Origin of the sequence: Lentibacillus songyuanensis (assembly GCF_039548255.1) — a bacterium.
Classification (GTDB): Bacteria; Bacillota; Bacilli; order Bacillales; family Amphibacillaceae; genus Lentibacillus_C; species Lentibacillus_C songyuanensis.
On the sequence record NZ_JBCLVH010000008.1, the window covers coordinates 81,265 to 98,478 of the forward strand.

Genomic DNA, 17,214 nt, shown 5'->3' on the forward strand with positions numbered 1-17,214 from the left:
GATCACCTTTTCTCATTTTTTCTATGTATGAATCGTTATGATGCAGCCCACAGCTTTTATCGGTGCCTTTGGGCAGTTTATTAGCGATTCCGTGCTATTTATTAGCGATTCACTTTTAAAGCAGCTTATCCCCGGGAATTTATTTTACAATACCACACCTTAACAGGAAATCACCGTATGAATGTCGAAATGGTATGTATACTATTTTTAAGGGAGTATCGATATATGACAAAAACAACAATTGGCTTTATTGGCACAGGCGTGATGGGAAAAAGTATGGCAAAAAATTTAATGGACGCATCTTACAATTTAACCGTTTTTACACGCACGAAGGAAAAAGCAAAAGACTTGCTTGATCACGGAGCAGCATGGAAAGAAACTGTTGCTGATTTAGCTGCATCAGCTGATGTCATTATTTCCATGGTAGGTTACCCGCGAGACGTCGAGGATATTTATTTTGGGGGAAATGGCATTTTAGCCAATGCCAAAAAAGATGCCGTTGTGATTGATATGACAACATCCAAACCTTCCCTGGCAATGGATATTTACCAGTCTGCAAAAGAGAACGGAATACACGCATTAGATGCACCGGTTTCCGGGGGCGACGTGGGGGCCAAGAACGGTAAACTGGCAATTATGGTTGGCGGCGATGGGGATGTTTTCCATGATATGCGCCCGATTTTTGAGGTAATGGGCAGTGAAATTATATTACAAGGAGAAGCCGGGGCAGGGCAGCATACCAAAATGTGTAATCAAATTACAATTGCTTCCAATATGATTGGCGTATGTGAGGCGATTGTCTACGCTAAAAAAGCGGGGCTTGACCCTTCTCGTGTGCTGGATAGTATTACAACAGGTGCTGCCGGAAGCTGGTCTTTATCCAACCTGGCTCCACGCATGATTCAAGGTGACTTTGCTCCCGGTTTTTATGTAAAGCATTTTATTAAAGACATGACGATCGCATTAGAATCCGCACAGGAAATGGGTATGACCACACCAGGCCTATCGCTTTCGCTTGAGCTATATAAACAGCTCGCCGAAAATGGTGATGCGGATAGTGGAACTCACGCTTTGATTAAACTGCTTGAAAAGTAATAGCATTGCTTATCCATCCCGACGGTCGATTTCTGATTGAACGACAAACGCCAAATCGTCATTGCCAAATAATTGGAGTACTTGTAAAACAGTTTGGTCTGAGATTTCCTCTGATTCGTCCTTGGGAACAGTACGCTCCAGCGCTTCGGCTAATGCCAGATTGGCACTTTGGGTTGGATAAGCCCGCTTATACAGTCTCATCGGCTGCAAACCATGATTAATACACCACTGGGCAAATACGAGTATCATCATGTTTTCAGCTTTTTCATAGTTCGCGATTACCTGTTGATCAACATCACGATTTTCCATCATTCTTCACCCGTCCTTCGTAACATGAATATCCACATAAATGACAATGCCTGCTTTAATTCAAGCGGTAATCCATGGAGATGCGCTTCATTCACTCCTTGTTTCCATACGCCAAAGCCATCCACATATTCCAATTCATGCTCCATAGCAAGCCGCTGAAATTCCCACGGCATCATCGTATTACATATCGCAGGTTTACCGTACAATCGAGGAAAGCTATTTGCCCTTGGCCCGGCAGTTGGTCCTAAAACACCAATGAACAGCAGCCCATTCGGCATAACCACTCGTTGTAATTCATTCAATGCTATCGCCGGTGTCTCTGTCCATTCTAAAATATTAATTGCCATGACCCCATCGAAACGCTGATCCGTAAACGGCAAATTTGTCACATTACCTTGCAAGAAATGAATCTGATCATCATTGGTCCATTCGTTTGCACGCCTGATCATTTCACCAGAGAGATCCATCCCGGTAACATCAAAACCAGACTGACGTAATTTATAAGACCCATAACCGTCACCACTGCCATTATCCCACATGTTCATACTGCGTTTATTCCAAAAAGCTGCCCGATCGTCCCACTGTGTTTCTACTTCCTTCTCCCAATTAAATTGCCCCATTTTCTCACCCTTCCGCCTATCTCTCTTATCTTAGAACAAAATGGTGGTAATGACAAAAAAAGAGCCTACCCTTTTCAAGAGGATAAGCTCTTTGTTATCTATTATAGACGAACGACGTTAGCTGCTTGTGGTCCGCGGTTACCTTCAACGATTTCGAATTCAACATCTTGGCCTTCTTCAAGTGTTTTGAAGCCTTCAGCCTGGATTGCTGAGAAATGTACGAATACATCGTCTCCATCTTCACGTTCGATGAAACCGAAGCCTTTTTCTGCATTAAACCATTTTACTTTACCTGTCATTAGGATGACCTCCTTATCCAAATATCGTGCAAAGTCATTGAATCATAAATACGTTTACACTCACTTTGATAAAGAGATCGTAAAGTATTATTCATCCTTCAATTTCCTTTTGCTACTCTAACTTTACTCCCTCAAGACAAAAAATGCAAGTCATTATCGGGCATTTTGGCAAATTTCCAGAAATAATTGACCATTTGATTGCGAGGAAAAACAGGAAAAATTCATGGGTTTTACCCGTCAAAAAGGCTAACGGGTATGAATGACATATGTATCAGCTATCATATCATGAACCCCTTGTTTTTTATCGTCAAAAGCGACAACAATATATAACAGTACCGTCACTCCCAGCACGCGATGCAGAAATCTGCCGACAATCTCTCGAAAGATGACATCGCTCCACGCTAAAGGCTCATCTCCCTTATGAACAACCTTTAACCCAAAAATCATTTTCCCTAACGTTTGGCCGGTAAATTTAGTCATCAGCAAGAAATACAAATACAGGACAATCATACTAATAATGCCGGTAAGCGTCCAATAACCTATAGAAATCGCTGCTCCTTCATGAACAAACTTAAATGGCACGAGCAAGACACCATTAATACTAAATACGATAATCAAATCGGCTACATAAGCCCACATACGCATCCAAAAGCCAGCATATCTGACCGGAACTAAAGGGTCGGACGTTACTGCATAATCCGCTTGTTCTTCTGTCATGTCGAACCCTCCTTATTCCGTATACAAGTACATGGCACGTGGCGACTCTGAATCCTTCATGATGTCACGAACACCAAAAAAGTCTTGTTCTTTTCCGAATGTTTTTTGTATCGTCGCATTAAAGAAAGAACCAAGCCCGCCGCCATTTTTATAGCGGACAACTTCTGCGCCTTTTAATTTATGATCTTTTTCCATTAATTCAATGGTGTCATCAAGTGAGCCAAGGTCATCAACTAAATGGTTTTCCTTTGCTTGAATGCCAGTGTAGACACGGCCATCACCTAATTTTCGAACGGTCTCATCCGGTAGTTCACGCCCATCAACAATAACTTGAACGAATTGATCATACATTTGGTTGATCATGGTTTGCAAAATATCATGTTCATCCTTTGTCATTTTGCGATTAGAAGACATAATATCTTTATATTTCCCACTTTTTATTGTGTTAAAGTCAATTCCAAGATCATCGGCTAGCTGTGAGTAATCGATACTTTGCATAATCACACCAATAGATCCGGTTAATGTAGCAGGATGTGCAACAATCTTCTCCGCACCCGCAGAAATATAATATCCACCTGATGCAGCCGTATTTCCCATCGATACATACACCGGTTTTTTGCTTTTCTTTTGAATATCAACAATCTTATCGTGTACTTCCGCGCTTTCAACCACGCCTCCACCTGGACTATTAATATGCATGATGATGCCGCTAACACTATCATCCTCTGCAGCATGGTCCAGTACATCAAGCATTCTCTGATGGTTATAGCCTCCAGCTGAGAACATACTCCCTTCGCCATCATCCTGAATGGTACCATTTAACGAAATGACGGCTATCCGGTTATTGGTATCCCCTTCTTGGATAACATTTTCTGCATACTTGTTATCAAATTCGGATACAAGGTCATTCCAATTTGTCGATGCCGCCTGCGTTATCAAAGAAACAACAAGTAACAGAAAAGCGATGCCTAAAGCTATCCATCGTTTCTTACTCATATCAAAACCTCTTCCCTTCTCCAGCTTATTCAAGCTACTTTTCTAATTATCACCTAAACACTTAGGCCCTATTCTTTCGTTTCTTGTCCATTAGACAACCCAAGTTTATACAAGGATCTTTCTTCTAGATCCATAAGCATATGTATCCGTTCATCTAAAACCCTTTTTAAGATTGGCTAAATATACCATACCAGAAAAAGCACGTTACCTCCAAACATCACTTGCGGGCTAAAACAATATGTAACTTTAGCTATGTAACTTTAGCTTTATATGAGCCTGCTGTCAGTACACGCAAAACCCCTTGATATGTAATAATCGTATCAAGGGGTTTTTACTATTAAAATGATGTTCTATATAGCTGTTTAAACAAACCAATCCAATCGGTACCTGTTAATTGGCCTGATATAATCATCACAGCCAAAAATAACAAGAACAAGGAAAAACAGAATACATAACATTCGATTATTTCTTTCCAATAAGCTTTATCTTTCTTCATTACTCGTTCCCTCCACGTTGATACATATCATAAACATCGGCGTCAAAAAGCTTCTATTCTTGAACAAAAACGAAATATTACCATAAATTATGATTTGTATCAGGAGAGATAATTCGACTGGTATTTTCTTGCTCCTAAAAACCCATACGATTCTGTGACATAAGGGGGAGGAGAGTGAAATGAATAGGTAATAGGCGTAAGATCATAAACAATCCCTATTTTTGGTATAGTGAGTATATCCGTTTTATACGTGTGTATAGCCGGAAGTGTCACAGGCTCCGTGATATGAGCAGCATTGACATCTGATACCGCAGCTGCCGAGCTAATCGTCGGTTTATCAATCAGGTTTATATCGATTTGTGATGTAAAGTACACAGATTGACCTATTGCTAAAAATCCCAGCAACACAAATACCATAGTAGCTACCCTTTGCTTCATCTTACACTCCCCCTCCATTCTTTAAAGGAAAACGGACATATTTATATTATCATGTAAATTAAGTATGATAAAGAAAGGCAGCTACGTTTCCGTTCTTCTTAAGGTTCTGCATAATGTGTTGCACTTTTCGGTTCCTCCAGGATTTTTTAGTACTTCCTTCCTTCATGTTATGAAAAGTAATATATTATCATATGGTTAAATGATAGGATAAAACGATAATACCAGTGTGAGATTAACATTCTCTTTTGGATGATAGTAAATAATTTCCATTCCGTAAATATGGAGGTTTATCATGCAGGCATGGGTAACAGAAATCATGGAGCAATTCGGTTATATCGGGGTTTTTTTCATGATGGTATTAGAAAATGTGTTTCCACCAATACCATCTGAGGTAATTCTACCTTTTGCGGGTTTTATGACAACAACAACACAATTAACCATTATGGGTGTTGTCATAACATCAACAACGGGATCAGTTCTTGGTGCAATCATTCTGTACGGAATTGGCAAGCTTATCGATGTAAAACGATTAGACAGAATGGTTAGTAGATGGGGGCATATCATTCGCATTAAAAGAGAGGATATTCAAAAGGCAGATGATTGGTTTAACAGATATGGTTACTGGACTGTACTAGTTTGTAGAGTGATTCCGCTCGTTCGAAGTCTGATTTCGATTCCAGCGGGTATGTCCAGTATGAAATTTGGATTGTTTCTACTATTTACGATGATCGGAACCCTCACCTGGAATGTCATTCTTATTTTAATTGGTACCGTATTAGGAGAGGCATGGACAAGCATTCTGCTGTTTATGAATCTCTATTCCACCATCACGTATATTCTTATCGGTACAGGGATCGTTGTTTTTCTCATTTTATTTATCTGGAAGAAAAGAAAAAAGAAAAAATAGTTTATTACCAAGGAGTGAAAAGAACCTTTTTAGATAGTAAAATTTTTCCCACGTGTTCTTAAATGGACGGAACAAATGTGGATAAACAAGATTTTAAGGTAGATTTTACAAGCTGGAATAAAACTGAAACACGTGCTATAATGACGTTTGTGCAAGAGTATAAATAGAATAACACACCCAAACATTTGTATCTTGCAAATATAAATGAAGGTGGTAACAAAATGGAAAACAATCAAGGTTATCAGGTTTTGTTGTACTACAAGTTCGTACCCATAGAGGACCCCGAAACCTTTGCAGCAGAACATCTGCAATTTTGTAAAGACCTCGGTCTGAAAGGGCGAATTCTGGTAGCAAAAGAAGGAATCAACGGAACCGTATCAGGCTCATTGGAACAAACGAAGGAATATATGGACTTCATGAATGGGGATTCCCGTTTTCATGACATGACATTCAAACTCGACAAAGCTGACAGACATGCTTTCAAAAAAATGCACGTCAGACATCGGAAAGAGCTTGTAACACTTCGTTTGGAGGATGCCGTTAGTCCGCTTGAAAAAACAGGCACGTTTCTTTCTCCACGAGAATTCTATGAAGCGATGCAATCTGAAGATACAGTTGTACTGGATACGCGTAATGATTATGAATATGAACTTGGCCATTTCCGCGGGGCAGTTAATCCCGACATCGAATCCTTTCGCGATTTGCCCGAATGGATTCGTGAACATAAAGAACAGTTAAAAGGGAAAAAAGTATTAACCTACTGTACTGGTGGCATTCGCTGCGAAAAAGTTACAGGATGGCTGATGGATGAAGGCTTGGAAGACGTAAACCAACTTCATGGCGGTATTGTAACCTATGGAAAAGATCCCGAGGTCCAAGGGGAACTATGGGATGGACAATGCTATGTATTTGATGAACGAATTTCGGTACCGATTAATCGGAAAGAACACGTTATTGTTGGCGTTGACTATTTTGATGGAAAACCATGTGAACGCTACGTCAACTGTGCTAATCCGGACTGCAATAAACAAATTCTTTGCTCTGAAGAAAATGAACACAAATATATGCGTGGTTGCACGCACGAATGTCGCGTCAGCCCGAACAACTTGTATGTGAAAGAACAAAATTTATCGCAAGAAGAAATACTGGAGCGATTGGCGGTACTTGAGGAAGCCAATATAAGGCAAGAAGCATAGGTGAAATGAGAAGTGGGCGCATCATACCATATTCCTTTTCGGGAAAAAACGTTTATAAATAGCAATCAAAATAGCACAGAAATTCTGTGCTATTTCTATATTCATCATCACACCTGAATTTTAAACAGCTATTGAAGATGAATTTTATTCCCGCAAAATCTTCTCCATCGTTTTTCCCTTTGCTAATTCATCAATCAGCTTATCCAAATAGCGGATCTCTTGCATCGTTGGTTCCTCCACGTCCTCTACTCGGACACCACAGACCACACCTTTGATCAATGCTCGTGCGGGATTCAGTTGGGGAGCTTGCGCAAAGAAGGTCTCAAAGTCGGTCTGTTTTTCCAATTTTGCTTCTAGTGCTTCTTGGCTGTATCCTGTCAACCAACGGATAATGTCATCGACTTCTGCTTTCGACCGTCCTTTTTTCTCCGCTTTCGTAATATAATGGGGATAGACATTTGCGACAGGCATGGTATAGATTTTATGTTTGGTCATGATACATTCTCCTTTAGAAATAGAATTTTTCTGCACGGCTTTTTTCGATATAAACCATTTTAGATTAGGAGTTTTGCCATAATCGCTAATGGAGCTATAGTTAATCGAATCGAACCACACACATTTGAAGTGGAGATTTTAACGAAAATAATCTAATGGGTCCAATGGTCAAAGGGATGTTAGGTACTGGCGTCGATAATAACTAAAAATCTCCCCAAATAGAATCGGCAGGTAAGATTCATTTCTTACCTGCCTTGTTTCACCTAAGCCATTTGTGGTTTATTTTTGTTGTCATTATTCCTGCTCATAAATTGAAATGCAGTTAACGCAGCAAAAATTACTAATCCCACCATCGAGTATAGAAAATCCGGGTAGACTAACAATAAGCCAGCCCCAAACATCAGGATCCGCTCCAGCCAATTGGTCGATTTCACATAATAACCAATCATTGCGCTGCTAATGCTTGCCATGCCAAGCATTGCGGTAATTACTGCGATCGAAACATTCCATACGTTCGCATCTCCTTGTAACAACAAGATCGGCTGCGTAACAAACATATACGGAATAATAAATGCAGCAATCGCCAGCTTCACAGCAGTAACACCGGCTTTCATCGGGTTGGCCCCCGCTATGCCCGCTCCAGCATACGCCGCTAAACATACTGGTGGCGTAATATCCGCTACGATACCAAAATAAAATACAAACATATGCACCGCGATTACCGGCACATCAAAAGCTAATAATGCTGGTGCAGCCATCGTTGCCGTAACAACATAGTTAGCCGTTGTCGGCAGCCCCATTCCCAAAATCAGACAAGCAATCATGGTAAAGAACATGACAAGGAAAAACTGATTATGAGCAAGTTCAATAAGTCCGCCAGCAATTTTCGGTCCCAATCCGGTCGTTGTCACGGTACCGGCAATAATTCCTGCAGTGGCACAAGCAGCGATAACTGGCAGTGCTGCTCTCGCACCTTCCTCCAATATTTTAATAATTTCCCTAAAGGGCATTCTTGTATCTTTCCTAAAGAAACTAATAATGAAAGCCGCCACAATTGCAAACAATGCCGCATATGTTGGCGTTTTTCCGATCAATAAGAGACCGACAATTGCAATCAAAGGAATAAATAAATCCAATCGTTTGGCAAGGTTTTTCAGTTTAGGCAATTTATCCTTGGACAAACCCATGATGCCTTGCTTACGTGCTTCAAAATGCGTACCCATAAACACTCCGGAAAAATACAGGACTGCCGGGATGATAGCAATTACAATGATCTCATTATATGGAACGCCCGTATAAGCAGCCATAATAAATGCGGCGGCACCCATAATTGGTGGCATGATTTGTCCACCAGTTGAAGCTGAAGCCTCGGTGGCAGCCGCAAAGTGCGGTTTAAATCCAGCATTTTTCATCATTGGAATGGTGAAAGACCCGGAACCAACCGTATTCGCAACAGAACTACCGCTAACCATCCCCTGCAATGCACTCGCCGCAACTGCTGCCTTTGCTGTACCACCTGTGTATCTACCCGTTAATTTCAAAGCAATATCATTAAAAAATTGACCAATATTTGTTTTCACCAAAATTACACCGAAAAATAAAAACAAGTATATGTAGGTAGATGAAATTTGGATTGGAGTTCCAAAGATGGAGCTTGAGCTATAAAACATTTGCGTTGCAAGAGTTGGCCAGTCCTTGCCCGCATGACCGATAACCGGTATATAAGCACCAAGCAGCCCATAAAGCAAAGCGACAATCGCAATAATGACGATCGGCAGCCCAACAACCCGCCTTGTGGCTTCCAGTAATAACAGCACCCCGGCCGTTGCTACAATTTGATCAAAGGCAGTAAAGCCAAAAATAATAGCTTCGTTAATCAACCGCTCATAATTAAATAAGATATAAAAATTTGCAAAGAGCGAGGCTAACGCTAATAACGCATCATACCAAGGCACGCCCGATCGCTTAATCATTGACTTTTTGTACGGGTAAAGCAGGTATACCAGGCTTAAGCCCGCACCAAGATGGATTGCCCCTTGGATCAGGGATACCTTTGATCCATAAAATGCTGTATAAAGCTGAAATATGGTCAATGCTCCACCAATGATTAAGGTAATCCAGCCCCACGGGCCCAGATTTGTTCGAAAGGCACTCTCCTTATCATACTTGGCCATTAATTCATGCTGATCAATTTCTTGTGTATTGGTTGTGTCAGACAATGTTATCCCTCCGTTCTTCTTATTGCATTTCTGTCCAGCTCCAGCGGCTCCTACTTTTCAAGATTAAAGAACCGGACAAACGGTGTCCGGTTCTTTGTTATTTGGGTTCATCTGATCCTGCACAAGGATGGCGTCATTTAAATTATTCGATTCCGGCCTCATCAAAATATTTTTGTGATCCTGGATGGATTGGCAAATCTTGAACCCCTGTCAAAATATCATCTTTGGTAATCAGTGCTGCTTGTTGAATCGACATGTCACCGGCATTTTCCACAAGTGTCTTGGTTAGTTGATAAGCTAGATCATCACTAATTTCACTTTTTGATCCGATTAATATTGCCATAGCCGTAGCAGTCTGTACCGGCTCATCCAGCCAATCGTATGTACCGGCTTCTACGGTATATTCCTCATAATCACTATTATCTGTGACTTCTTTTAACGCATCGCCTTCGATATTCAGTAATTTCACTTCTTTTGTGGAGGCTTGCAATTCATCGGTAGAAGAAGAAGGAATACCGACAACCTCAATGGAAGCATCGAGTGTACCATTTTGCAATTTATCCTTTGCATCACCAAAGCCTTCTTCAAATGCTTCATAGTCGCCATCTTCAATACCATAAGCCTTCAAAACAAGCTCAGCAGCTGCACGTGTCGCACCCCCTGGAGGGCCGACTGCAATTTTTTTGCCTTTCAAATCAGCAATTGAGTCAATTCCAGCAGATTCCATTGTTGCGACTTGAATGGCCTCCGGATAAAGAGCACCAAGCACAACAACATCATCCGTATCTTTTCCTTCAAATTCACCAGTTTGCTTAACTGCATCAAACATGGTCGTATTTTGGGCAATACCCAGTTGGAAGTCACCTGATTGAATCTTGGCGACGTTTTCCACTGATGCTCCTGATTCAACTGAACTTACATCAAAACCATCCTCATCAATGTTCTTTTTCCAAAGCGTTGCCATTTCACCGCCAAGTGGATAGTAAACACCGCCAACACTACCAGTACCCAAGGTCAAATTGGTCTTAGCTTCTTTTTTACCACCGCCATCATCCGACTTGGAACTGGAACCTTTTCCACTCTCTCCACAAGCAGTTAGTATCATGCCCGCGGCAACGATGAAGGCAACGAGTAACAATACCTTCTTTTTCAAGGTGATTCCCCCTTATTTGTTGTTACTTAAAGCCGAGCATCGCGACTTTATAACAAACTAGTTTTCTATTTTGAAAACGCTTTACAATATATTTTACCTTTTTTTTAACCTATATTCAAGTTTTTAGAAATTTTAGTTATTATTAGTTTTATTTTTTGACAGCTTCATAGTTGATTGCTATGCTTTTACAAAAGGAGAGTTGATGACAATCAGTGTATACAATTATACGGCCACCACAATCACAGGAGAAGAAAAGTCATTAGCAGATTACCAGGGAAAGGTCTTACTTATCGTAAACACAGCCAGTAAATGCGGATTCACACCACAATTTGCCGATTTGGAAAAACTCTATGAAACGTACCACGATCAAGGGTTTGAGATCCTTGGATTTCCATGCAATCAATTTGCTAGCCAGGATCCTGGTGAAAACGACGAGATTGCTAGTTTTTGCCAAAAAAATTACGGTGTCACCTTTCCAATGTTTGCAAAAGTAGATGTTAATGGAAGCGAGGCACTCCCGCTATTTACGTATTTAACCACAGAAGCCCCCGGCATGATCACCAAGCAAATTAAGTGGAATTTTACCAAGTTTTTGGTGAATCGAAAGGGCGAGGTTGTTGATCGTTTTGCCCCGCAAACCAAACCGGAGAGTATGGTGAAGGATATTGAAAGTATATTATAGTATCCAACGTTTGAATTCAAACATCATATCTTATTAATGGAGCTGGGAGGTTTACGGATGTGGAGAATGTCTATGATGATTTACCTGTTTTAGAGACAGAACATCTTATCCTGAGGAGATAGACTTTGCAGATATGGATGATATATATGTATATTGTTCGAACGAGGAAGTATCGAAATATGTAAGTTGGAACACTCATCAAAACTTAGATGATACAAGGGATTTTGTAACTGTTGTTATCAATCAATATGAAAACAACCAGCCTGCTCCATGGGGGATAGAACATAAAGAAACCAGCCAATTTATCGGAACAATTGAATTTGTGGACTGGAAACCTAAACATAAAACAGCTGAAATAGGGTATGTGATCGCCCGGGATTACTGGGGAATGGGTCTGGCGACAGAGGCTGTGAAGAACATGATTCTATTCGGATTCCAGCAAATGGGACTAGTTCGTATACAGGCCAGATGTTTTACAGAAAATACCGGATCGGAACGAGTTATGAAAAAAGCGGGTATGTCCTTTGAAGGCATTATTAGAAAAGGGATGTATAGTAAGGGACAGCATCGTGATTTAAAACAATACGCGATTGTCAAAGAATAGATTTCCCTTATGCATGAAAAAACCAAGCGCTGCTATCGCTTGGTTTTTTCATCTTATTAATATGCTTTTGCCCAATAAACAAGTTCCTTTGCCTCTTTACCACAGCAGACACATGTGTCAGCAACATTTTCCTGTTCAAAGGGAATACAACGAGAGGTTGCACTTGTTTCTTCTTTGATTTTTTCCTCACAGGCTATGTCTCCGCACCACATGGCTTTAATGAATCCTGGATTTTGTTCAAGCGTTTGTTCAAATTCCTCCATGTTCGTTGCGACCGATGTTTTTTCATTACGATGAGCCAACGCTTTATCATATAACCCTTGCTGAATTTCCTCCAACAAAGCTGGCAAACGGCTTTCTAATTCATTTAATGCAACAAATTCTTTTTCACCGGTATCCCGGCGTACAAGAACGACCTGGTCTTTTTCGATATCTTTTGGTCCCAGTTCAATGCGAACCGGAATCCCCTTCATCTCGGATTCATTGAACTTCCACCCTGGTGTCTTATCACTGGCATCAATATCTACACGGACGAGATTCTTCAATTGATCACGTAAATCATATGCCTTATCCAATACACCTTCTTTATGCTGGGCAATTGGCAAAATCATTGCCTGCGTTGGTGCAATTCGTGGAGGAATAACTAATCCACGGTTATCGCCGTGAACCATGATCAACGCGCCCATAATCCGGGTGGACATGCCCCATGATGTTTGATGGACAGGTTGCTGCTTACCCGCTTTATCTAAATAACGAATATCAAATGCTTCGGCAAAACCTGTACCTAAATAATGCGATGTTCCTGATTGCAAGGCTTTCCCATCATGCATCAAGCTTTCAATCGTTAGCGTATAATCAGCCCCAGCAAACTTTTCTTTTTCCGTCTTTTGACCGCGAAGAACGGGAATTGCTAAATAATGTTCACAAACATCCGTGTATACATCAAGCATTCTTGCTGTTTCCTCCTGAGCATCTTCCGCTGTGGCATGGCATGTATGTCCCTCCTGCCACAAAAACTCCAGTGAGCGCAGGAATGGCCGTGTCGTTTTTTCCCAGCGGACAACATTGCTCCATTGATTATAAAGCATTGGCAAGTCACGATAAGAATGAATATTCTTTGCATAATAATCGCCAAATAATACCTCAGAGGTCGGCCGTACACAAATCCGCTCTTGCAGTTCTTCCTCCCCGCCATGAGTTACCCAGGCCACTTCTGGTGCAAATCCCTCAATATGATCCTTCTCTTTTTGCAGCATGCTTTCCGGAATAAATAGTGGAAAATAAACGTTGGAATGCCCAGTTTCTTTAAATTTCTTATCCAATTCATCGCGGATATTTTCCCAAATGGCAAAACCGTATGGCTTAATGATCATGGTTCCTCTAACCGTTCCATAATCAACGAGCTCAGCCTGCTTCACCACATCCGTATACCATTGCGCAAAATCATCCTCCATCGCAGTTACTTTCTCAACAAATTGTTTATTCTTACCCAACCCTAACACCTCTTTGAAAATAATTTTCTGTGACAATAGACTTTCACAGGAATTGATCAGAATCACTGTAAAAATATCGACTTAAGCCGAATATCGTTATTATTTAACGTCAGTTTCACTACATTTATTGACAGTTCACTTTTTCTGTAACCCGGAAAGATTCACTTTCCCGCTTCTTAAAAAATAAGACACCCGGACAGGTCACATTTTCCATAAAAAAACCCCGAATCCCTAATAAGGGACCGAGGTTTGGTGGTACCACCCTTGTTGCAATCAAGAACACTTCACCGGCTTCTGACTTCCAGTCTCTAATTTCTATCATGCCACTTTACTTGATAACGGTTAGGAACCGCGCGTATTATCGCGAACTCAAAAGGCAGGTTCCAATGTGTTCTTTAGAAATTCGCACCAGCCATTTCCTCTCTTATAAAAGACACATCATTGTACTAATCCTTATCAACGTTTCAGCTTTGTAAGTCTTAATATATATGGAAGTAAAAGTAATGTCAAGCTTTACCCTTATTAGTGGAGGTGTAGAGGCTTTATTTCGGTAGTTCAAAAATGTTTCCGTAATTTAGATCTGGAAAGCCAATAAGTTGCTATACCAAAAAACACCCCTGCAAAAGCCCATATTAATACGTTCCACCAACTTACATCTATTTCTCCCACTGATAGATAAGGAAATATATATTGCATAAAAATCAACATAGTAATACCCCAAGCAACACCAGCAATTGTCGATGACTTTTTCAAACCTTTTTTCTTTTCTTTGTATTCCTCCATCGTAGCACAATCTATATCGTCCAAATTCTTTTTCCTTAGCTTTGAAACTACTTTGATTGCATAAACCATATTAACAATGAGTAGTGCTGGTGTTATAAACGTTAGTGTATTATGAATTGTATCGATCACAAGACTTATGAACATTAAGATAAGCGTCAAACCCCATAGTAATATTCCTGAAAAAGCTAACTCTTTATGAATTTCTTGTAATTGATATTCATCCCGGTCGTCTATTGCTCCGATAAAACGTTTCAATATTTTATTTCGCATCTTCTTTTTCCTCCCAAAATAAAGTATTAAGATCTGTTCTAAGCTCTTTGGCTAAGGAAATACACAAGGATAAAGAGGGATTGTATTTATTATTTTCAATTAAATTAATGGTTTGTCGCGCTACACCAACTCTTCTGGCTAATTCCATTTGGGTGAATTTCATTTGCATTCTATACTCTTTGACTTTGTTCAAGTCAAACATCCTCTCGAACCATTATATGTACATTATATATGACATTTCATTTTTGTCAAATATATGTGACAAACACATAAAAAAGTAACCAAATAAAATAGCAGGAGCAAATTGCTACCACCCCGAAAGTTAGAGTAGAAAAACCTACTTTCGGGGGTAACCAATCTTCCCTGCTAGCTTATTTTAAATAAGCTATCCCATTAAAGGAACTTACTATTCTATAATAACTCTCCATCTTCTTCCAAACGGCCGATTACGGAACAATTTTTGTTTTAGCAATCCAAGTTATGGAGTACCACGTACAGAACCAACAAATCACAATAACTCATTCTACTCGAGCGCACTTGCCCGCTCCATAATTTCTTGGACTATCGAATTTTTAGCGTCTGCGTAGTCTTGTACGTGCCGCCATTTACGTTGAGCTAATTTCCTTTTGTAGCGTGCGTAGTTGTCCCGATCGGAATTGTTAGTCCGCAGCCAATCGCGGAAGAGCAACATGCGATTGACTTCAGATGCCCCTTCACTGAATACGTGCAGATTAATGTCTGTATCCGGACCCTTGAACAGACGATGTTCAAACCACTCGGGTTCCCGAATATGTAAAATATATCCGGCTGCCTCCAATAAGGAAACATAGGACGCCTCATCAGAAGAGTCTGCCACAACTAGCAGGATATCAATAATTGGCTTAGCACAAAGTCCTGGCACGGAAGTTGATCCAACGTGCTCCACTTGCAACGCCTTGTTGTCGAGTACGGAATGAATTCGTTTAGCTTCTCGATCAAATAGTTTTGGCCACCCAGTATCATAGTCTAAAAGGGTGATCGGAGCATTATGGGCTTTACGTTTTCCAACTGTCACCTGCTGAAGATATTCATCATTTTTAGAAGCTGAACTTGAGCTATCTGGCGTTGATGATAAATAACTTACCTCCTCTTTATTAACATTTTTGTTAGCATTTAAAAATACCATACTATTGCTTCATCCATCCAATCATCTTCACTAATTAACTTTAATATATCACACTATGTTTTTAAGAAACCATATTATCCCCCTATATTAGCTTGTTTTTAACAACTAGCCCACCACACCTTATGTCGATTGTGATAAAGGCATTGTCCTCAACTTCCCTCTTTGGATCTTACATCATTACTTTTCTTTTAACTTGAAATACTTTCTATAAAATTTATAGAAACGGCTCCCAAAAAACACAGCCAAAAGTACGGGAGACAACTTCAATAGGACAAATGGCGTTTCAAATAAAAGAGCTTTCCAAAATAATGAACCTTTCATATTCCAGAGACCTTCATGATATAACGATCCTAAATCCTTAAATGGCGTGTAAGAAATAGCTAAAAACAACATTACTAAACAAAGTGAATAACCCATTAATCGTTTATAATAATTACGCGTTGATTGGCGGTCCGAAAAAATTTCACTTTGACCATCGTCTTCTTTTTGCCAATACTGTCTTCCACCCAGCTGGCACCCTACTATAGGAATCCAGCCAAAGTCTTCATATATCGCTCTGTATTCCTTGAATTTTTTCTTTGGCAAATAATCTTGATAATCCAGTCGCAACACATATCTTTTGTCAGTTTTCTTAAAAGTGTATATTCCCAATCCGCTAATCGTTGTACAACGGTAACCTTTTTGTAATTGCTCATTCAGCCATTGCTCTTCTTTTTCAATGTCAAAGAATACCTTAAACTTCTTCATTTGAACCACTTCCTTCATATAAGGATAAAATATGCAATAGCCTTTCTTGTTCCATTTTTAAAATGGCGCTTCCTTCTGTAGTTATCATATAAATTTTTCTCCGACCTGAATTTCCAACAGGTTCGATCCAACCATGCTTATTCAAATTTTCGATCGCACCGTATAATGTACCAGCCGCTAAAATAACGGTACCACTACTCATTTTCTCTATCTTTTGCATTACAGCATAGCCGTGGAGTGGCTCACGTAAGGCTAATAAAATATAATGCATGGTTTCCGACAATGGCAGTAATTTATGTTTCATACGCTTACCCTCTATTCAGTTTAACTATATAGTCTGGCTTTATAATAAAATACTACAGTTCAACTGAATAGTCAACAGCATTTTTTATATGTAGCACTTTGTGGGAGATACCAGAAGGCAAATGAGAAGGCCGATCACAGTCATTGACACATCCGACCTAGTGTCTAACAAAAATCGAGAGCACTTAATCAATTCTGCCTTTGAAAATCTTTATACACTATTTGGC

Annotated in this window: 21 protein-coding genes and 1 other annotated feature; of the genes, 5 read left to right on the forward strand and 16 right to left on the reverse strand. The window is 40.1% G+C overall.

What is annotated here, in order from left to right:
* Positions 1-225 precede the first annotated feature (225 nt).
* Entirely contained in the window at positions 226-1,095 is an 870-nt protein-coding gene (locus WMZ97_RS10010) for an NAD(P)-dependent oxidoreductase (RefSeq protein ID WP_343271946.1), read from the forward strand.
* Between the two features lie 9 nt (positions 1,096-1,104).
* Here WMZ97_RS10010 and WMZ97_RS10015 read toward each other — a convergent pair whose 3' ends face one another.
* The 7 genes from WMZ97_RS10015 to WMZ97_RS10045 form a co-directional block, all read right to left on the reverse strand.
* Positions 1,105-1,404, reverse strand: a complete 300-nt coding sequence (locus WMZ97_RS10015; protein WP_343272040.1) for a hypothetical protein — start codon at positions 1,402-1,404, stop codon at positions 1,105-1,107.
* The gene (locus tag WMZ97_RS10020; protein ID WP_343271947.1) at positions 1,404-2,024 is read right to left on the reverse strand and encodes a class I SAM-dependent methyltransferase; all 621 of its coding nucleotides are present in this window, start codon (positions 2,022-2,024) and stop codon (positions 1,404-1,406) included. Before WMZ97_RS10020 ends, WMZ97_RS10015 begins: the two co-directional genes overlap by 1 nt.
* Positions 2,025-2,125: 101 nt before the next feature.
* Positions 2,126-2,323 carry a cold shock domain-containing protein gene (locus tag WMZ97_RS10025; protein WP_017795660.1) on the reverse strand — a complete coding sequence of 66 codons (198 nt, stop codon included), beginning with the start codon at positions 2,321-2,323 and terminating at the stop codon, positions 2,126-2,128.
* A 246-nt stretch (positions 2,324-2,569) separates the two neighbouring features.
* Entirely contained in the window at positions 2,570-3,040 is a 471-nt protein-coding gene (locus WMZ97_RS10030; protein WP_343271948.1) for an RDD family protein, read from the reverse strand.
* A 12-nt stretch (positions 3,041-3,052) separates the two neighbouring features.
* The gene (sppA, locus tag WMZ97_RS10035) at positions 3,053-4,036 is read right to left on the reverse strand and encodes a signal peptide peptidase SppA (RefSeq protein ID WP_343271949.1); all 984 of its coding nucleotides are present in this window, start codon (positions 4,034-4,036) and stop codon (positions 3,053-3,055) included.
* A gap of 337 nt (positions 4,037-4,373) precedes the next feature.
* Positions 4,374-4,532, reverse strand: coding sequence for a hypothetical protein (locus WMZ97_RS10040; protein ID WP_343271950.1), 159 nt, complete (start codon positions 4,530-4,532; stop codon positions 4,374-4,376).
* A 99-nt stretch (positions 4,533-4,631) separates the two neighbouring features.
* Complete coding sequence (locus WMZ97_RS10045) at positions 4,632-4,970, reverse strand: hypothetical protein (protein WP_343271951.1); 339 nt, start codon at positions 4,968-4,970, stop codon at positions 4,632-4,634.
* Positions 4,971-5,262: 292 nt separating this feature from the next.
* Between WMZ97_RS10045 and WMZ97_RS10050 the strand changes: the two genes are divergently transcribed.
* Both WMZ97_RS10050 and trhO read left to right on the forward strand, forming a co-directional pair.
* Positions 5,263-5,877 carry a DedA family protein gene (locus tag WMZ97_RS10050; protein WP_343271952.1) on the forward strand — a complete coding sequence of 205 codons (615 nt, stop codon included), beginning with the start codon at positions 5,263-5,265 and terminating at the stop codon, positions 5,875-5,877.
* A 221-nt stretch (positions 5,878-6,098) separates the two neighbouring features.
* Positions 6,099-7,073, forward strand: coding sequence for an oxygen-dependent tRNA uridine(34) hydroxylase TrhO (trhO, locus tag WMZ97_RS10055; RefSeq protein WP_343271953.1), 975 nt, complete (start codon positions 6,099-6,101; stop codon positions 7,071-7,073).
* Between the two features lie 144 nt (positions 7,074-7,217).
* Here the strand turns inward: trhO and WMZ97_RS10060 are convergent, their stop codons facing one another.
* From WMZ97_RS10060 to WMZ97_RS10070, 3 genes are all read right to left on the reverse strand, one after another.
* The gene (locus WMZ97_RS10060; protein WP_343271954.1) at positions 7,218-7,568 is read right to left on the reverse strand and encodes a DUF2200 domain-containing protein; all 351 of its coding nucleotides are present in this window, start codon (positions 7,566-7,568) and stop codon (positions 7,218-7,220) included.
* A gap of 263 nt (positions 7,569-7,831) precedes the next feature.
* Positions 7,832-9,742 carry a TRAP transporter permease gene (locus tag WMZ97_RS10065; RefSeq protein ID WP_343272041.1) on the reverse strand — a complete coding sequence of 637 codons (1,911 nt, stop codon included), beginning with the start codon at positions 9,740-9,742 and terminating at the stop codon, positions 7,832-7,834.
* Positions 9,743-9,929: 187 nt separating this feature from the next.
* A complete protein-coding gene (locus WMZ97_RS10070) occupies positions 9,930-10,940 on the reverse strand; it encodes a TAXI family TRAP transporter solute-binding subunit (RefSeq protein ID WP_343271955.1) in 1,011 nt (336 codons plus the stop codon).
* Between the two features lie 208 nt (positions 10,941-11,148).
* Between WMZ97_RS10070 and WMZ97_RS10075 the strand changes: the two genes are divergently transcribed.
* Positions 11,149-11,622, forward strand: a complete 474-nt coding sequence (locus tag WMZ97_RS10075; protein ID WP_343272042.1) for a glutathione peroxidase — start codon at positions 11,149-11,151, stop codon at positions 11,620-11,622.
* A gap of 133 nt (positions 11,623-11,755) precedes the next feature.
* Positions 11,756-12,226, forward strand: coding sequence for a GNAT family N-acetyltransferase (locus WMZ97_RS10080; RefSeq protein WP_343271956.1), 471 nt, complete (start codon positions 11,756-11,758; stop codon positions 12,224-12,226).
* A gap of 56 nt (positions 12,227-12,282) precedes the next feature.
* Here WMZ97_RS10080 and proS read toward each other — a convergent pair whose 3' ends face one another.
* The 6 genes from proS to WMZ97_RS10110 all read right to left on the reverse strand — a co-directional run bounded on the left by proS (position 12,283) and on the right by WMZ97_RS10110 (position 16,988).
* On the reverse strand, positions 12,283-13,680 hold the full coding sequence (gene proS / locus WMZ97_RS10085; RefSeq protein ID WP_405027676.1) for a proline--tRNA ligase: 1,398 nt from the start codon (positions 13,678-13,680) through the stop codon (positions 12,283-12,285).
* 273 nt (positions 13,681-13,953) lie between these two features.
* Positions 13,954-14,188 (reverse strand) — a binding site (T-box leader).
* 86 nt (positions 14,189-14,274) lie between these two features.
* Positions 14,275-14,772 (reverse strand): DUF3278 domain-containing protein, encoded by a 498-nt coding sequence (locus tag WMZ97_RS10090; RefSeq protein WP_343271958.1) that lies wholly within the window; start codon positions 14,770-14,772, stop codon positions 14,275-14,277.
* Positions 14,762-14,965, reverse strand: a complete 204-nt coding sequence (locus tag WMZ97_RS10095; protein WP_343271959.1) for a helix-turn-helix transcriptional regulator — start codon at positions 14,963-14,965, stop codon at positions 14,762-14,764. Before WMZ97_RS10095 ends, WMZ97_RS10090 begins: the two co-directional genes overlap by 11 nt.
* A 330-nt stretch (positions 14,966-15,295) precedes the next feature.
* Entirely contained in the window at positions 15,296-15,826 is a 531-nt protein-coding gene (locus WMZ97_RS10100) for a GrpB family protein (RefSeq protein ID WP_343271960.1), read from the reverse strand.
* Between the two features lie 288 nt (positions 15,827-16,114).
* Complete coding sequence (locus WMZ97_RS10105) at positions 16,115-16,684, reverse strand: DUF2812 domain-containing protein (protein ID WP_343271961.1); 570 nt, start codon at positions 16,682-16,684, stop codon at positions 16,115-16,117.
* Positions 16,671-16,988: a PadR family transcriptional regulator gene (locus WMZ97_RS10110; protein WP_343271962.1), complete on the reverse strand. Its 318-nt coding sequence runs from the start codon at positions 16,986-16,988 to the stop codon at positions 16,671-16,673. The genes WMZ97_RS10105 and WMZ97_RS10110 overlap by 14 nt, the downstream gene beginning before the upstream one ends.
* Between the last annotated feature and the right edge of the window lie 226 nt (positions 16,989-17,214).

What these genes read in the sequence shown, in the direction of transcription:
- WMZ97_RS10010 (WP_343271946.1), top strand. Translation starts at nt 226, where the DNA reads ATGACAAAAACAACAATTGGCTTTATTGGCACAGGCGTGATGGGAAAA.
- WMZ97_RS10015 (WP_343272040.1), bottom strand. Translation starts at nt 1,404, where the DNA reads ATGGAAAATCGTGATGTTGATCAACAGGTAATCGCGAACTATGAAAAA.
- WMZ97_RS10020 (WP_343271947.1), bottom strand. Translation starts at nt 2,024, where the DNA reads ATGGGGCAATTTAATTGGGAGAAGGAAGTAGAAACACAGTGGGACGAT.
- WMZ97_RS10025 (WP_017795660.1), bottom strand. Translation starts at nt 2,323, where the DNA reads ATGACAGGTAAAGTAAAATGGTTTAATGCAGAAAAAGGCTTCGGTTTC.
- WMZ97_RS10030 (WP_343271948.1), bottom strand. Translation starts at nt 3,040, where the DNA reads ATGACAGAAGAACAAGCGGATTATGCAGTAACGTCCGACCCTTTAGTT.
- sppA (WP_343271949.1), bottom strand. Translation starts at nt 4,036, where the DNA reads ATGAGTAAGAAACGATGGATAGCTTTAGGCATCGCTTTTCTGTTACTT.
- WMZ97_RS10040 (WP_343271950.1), bottom strand. Translation starts at nt 4,532, where the DNA reads ATGAAGAAAGATAAAGCTTATTGGAAAGAAATAATCGAATGTTATGTA.
- WMZ97_RS10045 (WP_343271951.1), bottom strand. Translation starts at nt 4,970, where the DNA reads ATGAAGCAAAGGGTAGCTACTATGGTATTTGTGTTGCTGGGATTTTTA.
- WMZ97_RS10050 (WP_343271952.1), top strand. Translation starts at nt 5,263, where the DNA reads ATGCAGGCATGGGTAACAGAAATCATGGAGCAATTCGGTTATATCGGG.
- trhO (WP_343271953.1), top strand. Translation starts at nt 6,099, where the DNA reads ATGGAAAACAATCAAGGTTATCAGGTTTTGTTGTACTACAAGTTCGTA.
- WMZ97_RS10060 (WP_343271954.1), bottom strand. Translation starts at nt 7,568, where the DNA reads ATGACCAAACATAAAATCTATACCATGCCTGTCGCAAATGTCTATCCC.
- WMZ97_RS10065 (WP_343272041.1), bottom strand. Translation starts at nt 9,742, where the DNA reads ATGGCCAAGTATGATAAGGAGAGTGCCTTTCGAACAAATCTGGGCCCG.
- WMZ97_RS10080 (WP_343271956.1), top strand. Translation starts at nt 11,756, where the DNA reads ATGGATGATATATATGTATATTGTTCGAACGAGGAAGTATCGAAATAT.
- proS (WP_405027676.1), bottom strand. Translation starts at nt 13,680, where the DNA reads ATGGAGGATGATTTTGCGCAATGGTATACGGATGTGGTGAAGCAGGCT.
- WMZ97_RS10090 (WP_343271958.1), bottom strand. Translation starts at nt 14,772, where the DNA reads ATGCGAAATAAAATATTGAAACGTTTTATCGGAGCAATAGACGACCGG.
- WMZ97_RS10105 (WP_343271961.1), bottom strand. Translation starts at nt 16,684, where the DNA reads ATGAAGAAGTTTAAGGTATTCTTTGACATTGAAAAAGAAGAGCAATGG.
- WMZ97_RS10110 (WP_343271962.1), bottom strand. Translation starts at nt 16,988, where the DNA reads ATGAAACATAAATTACTGCCATTGTCGGAAACCATGCATTATATTTTA.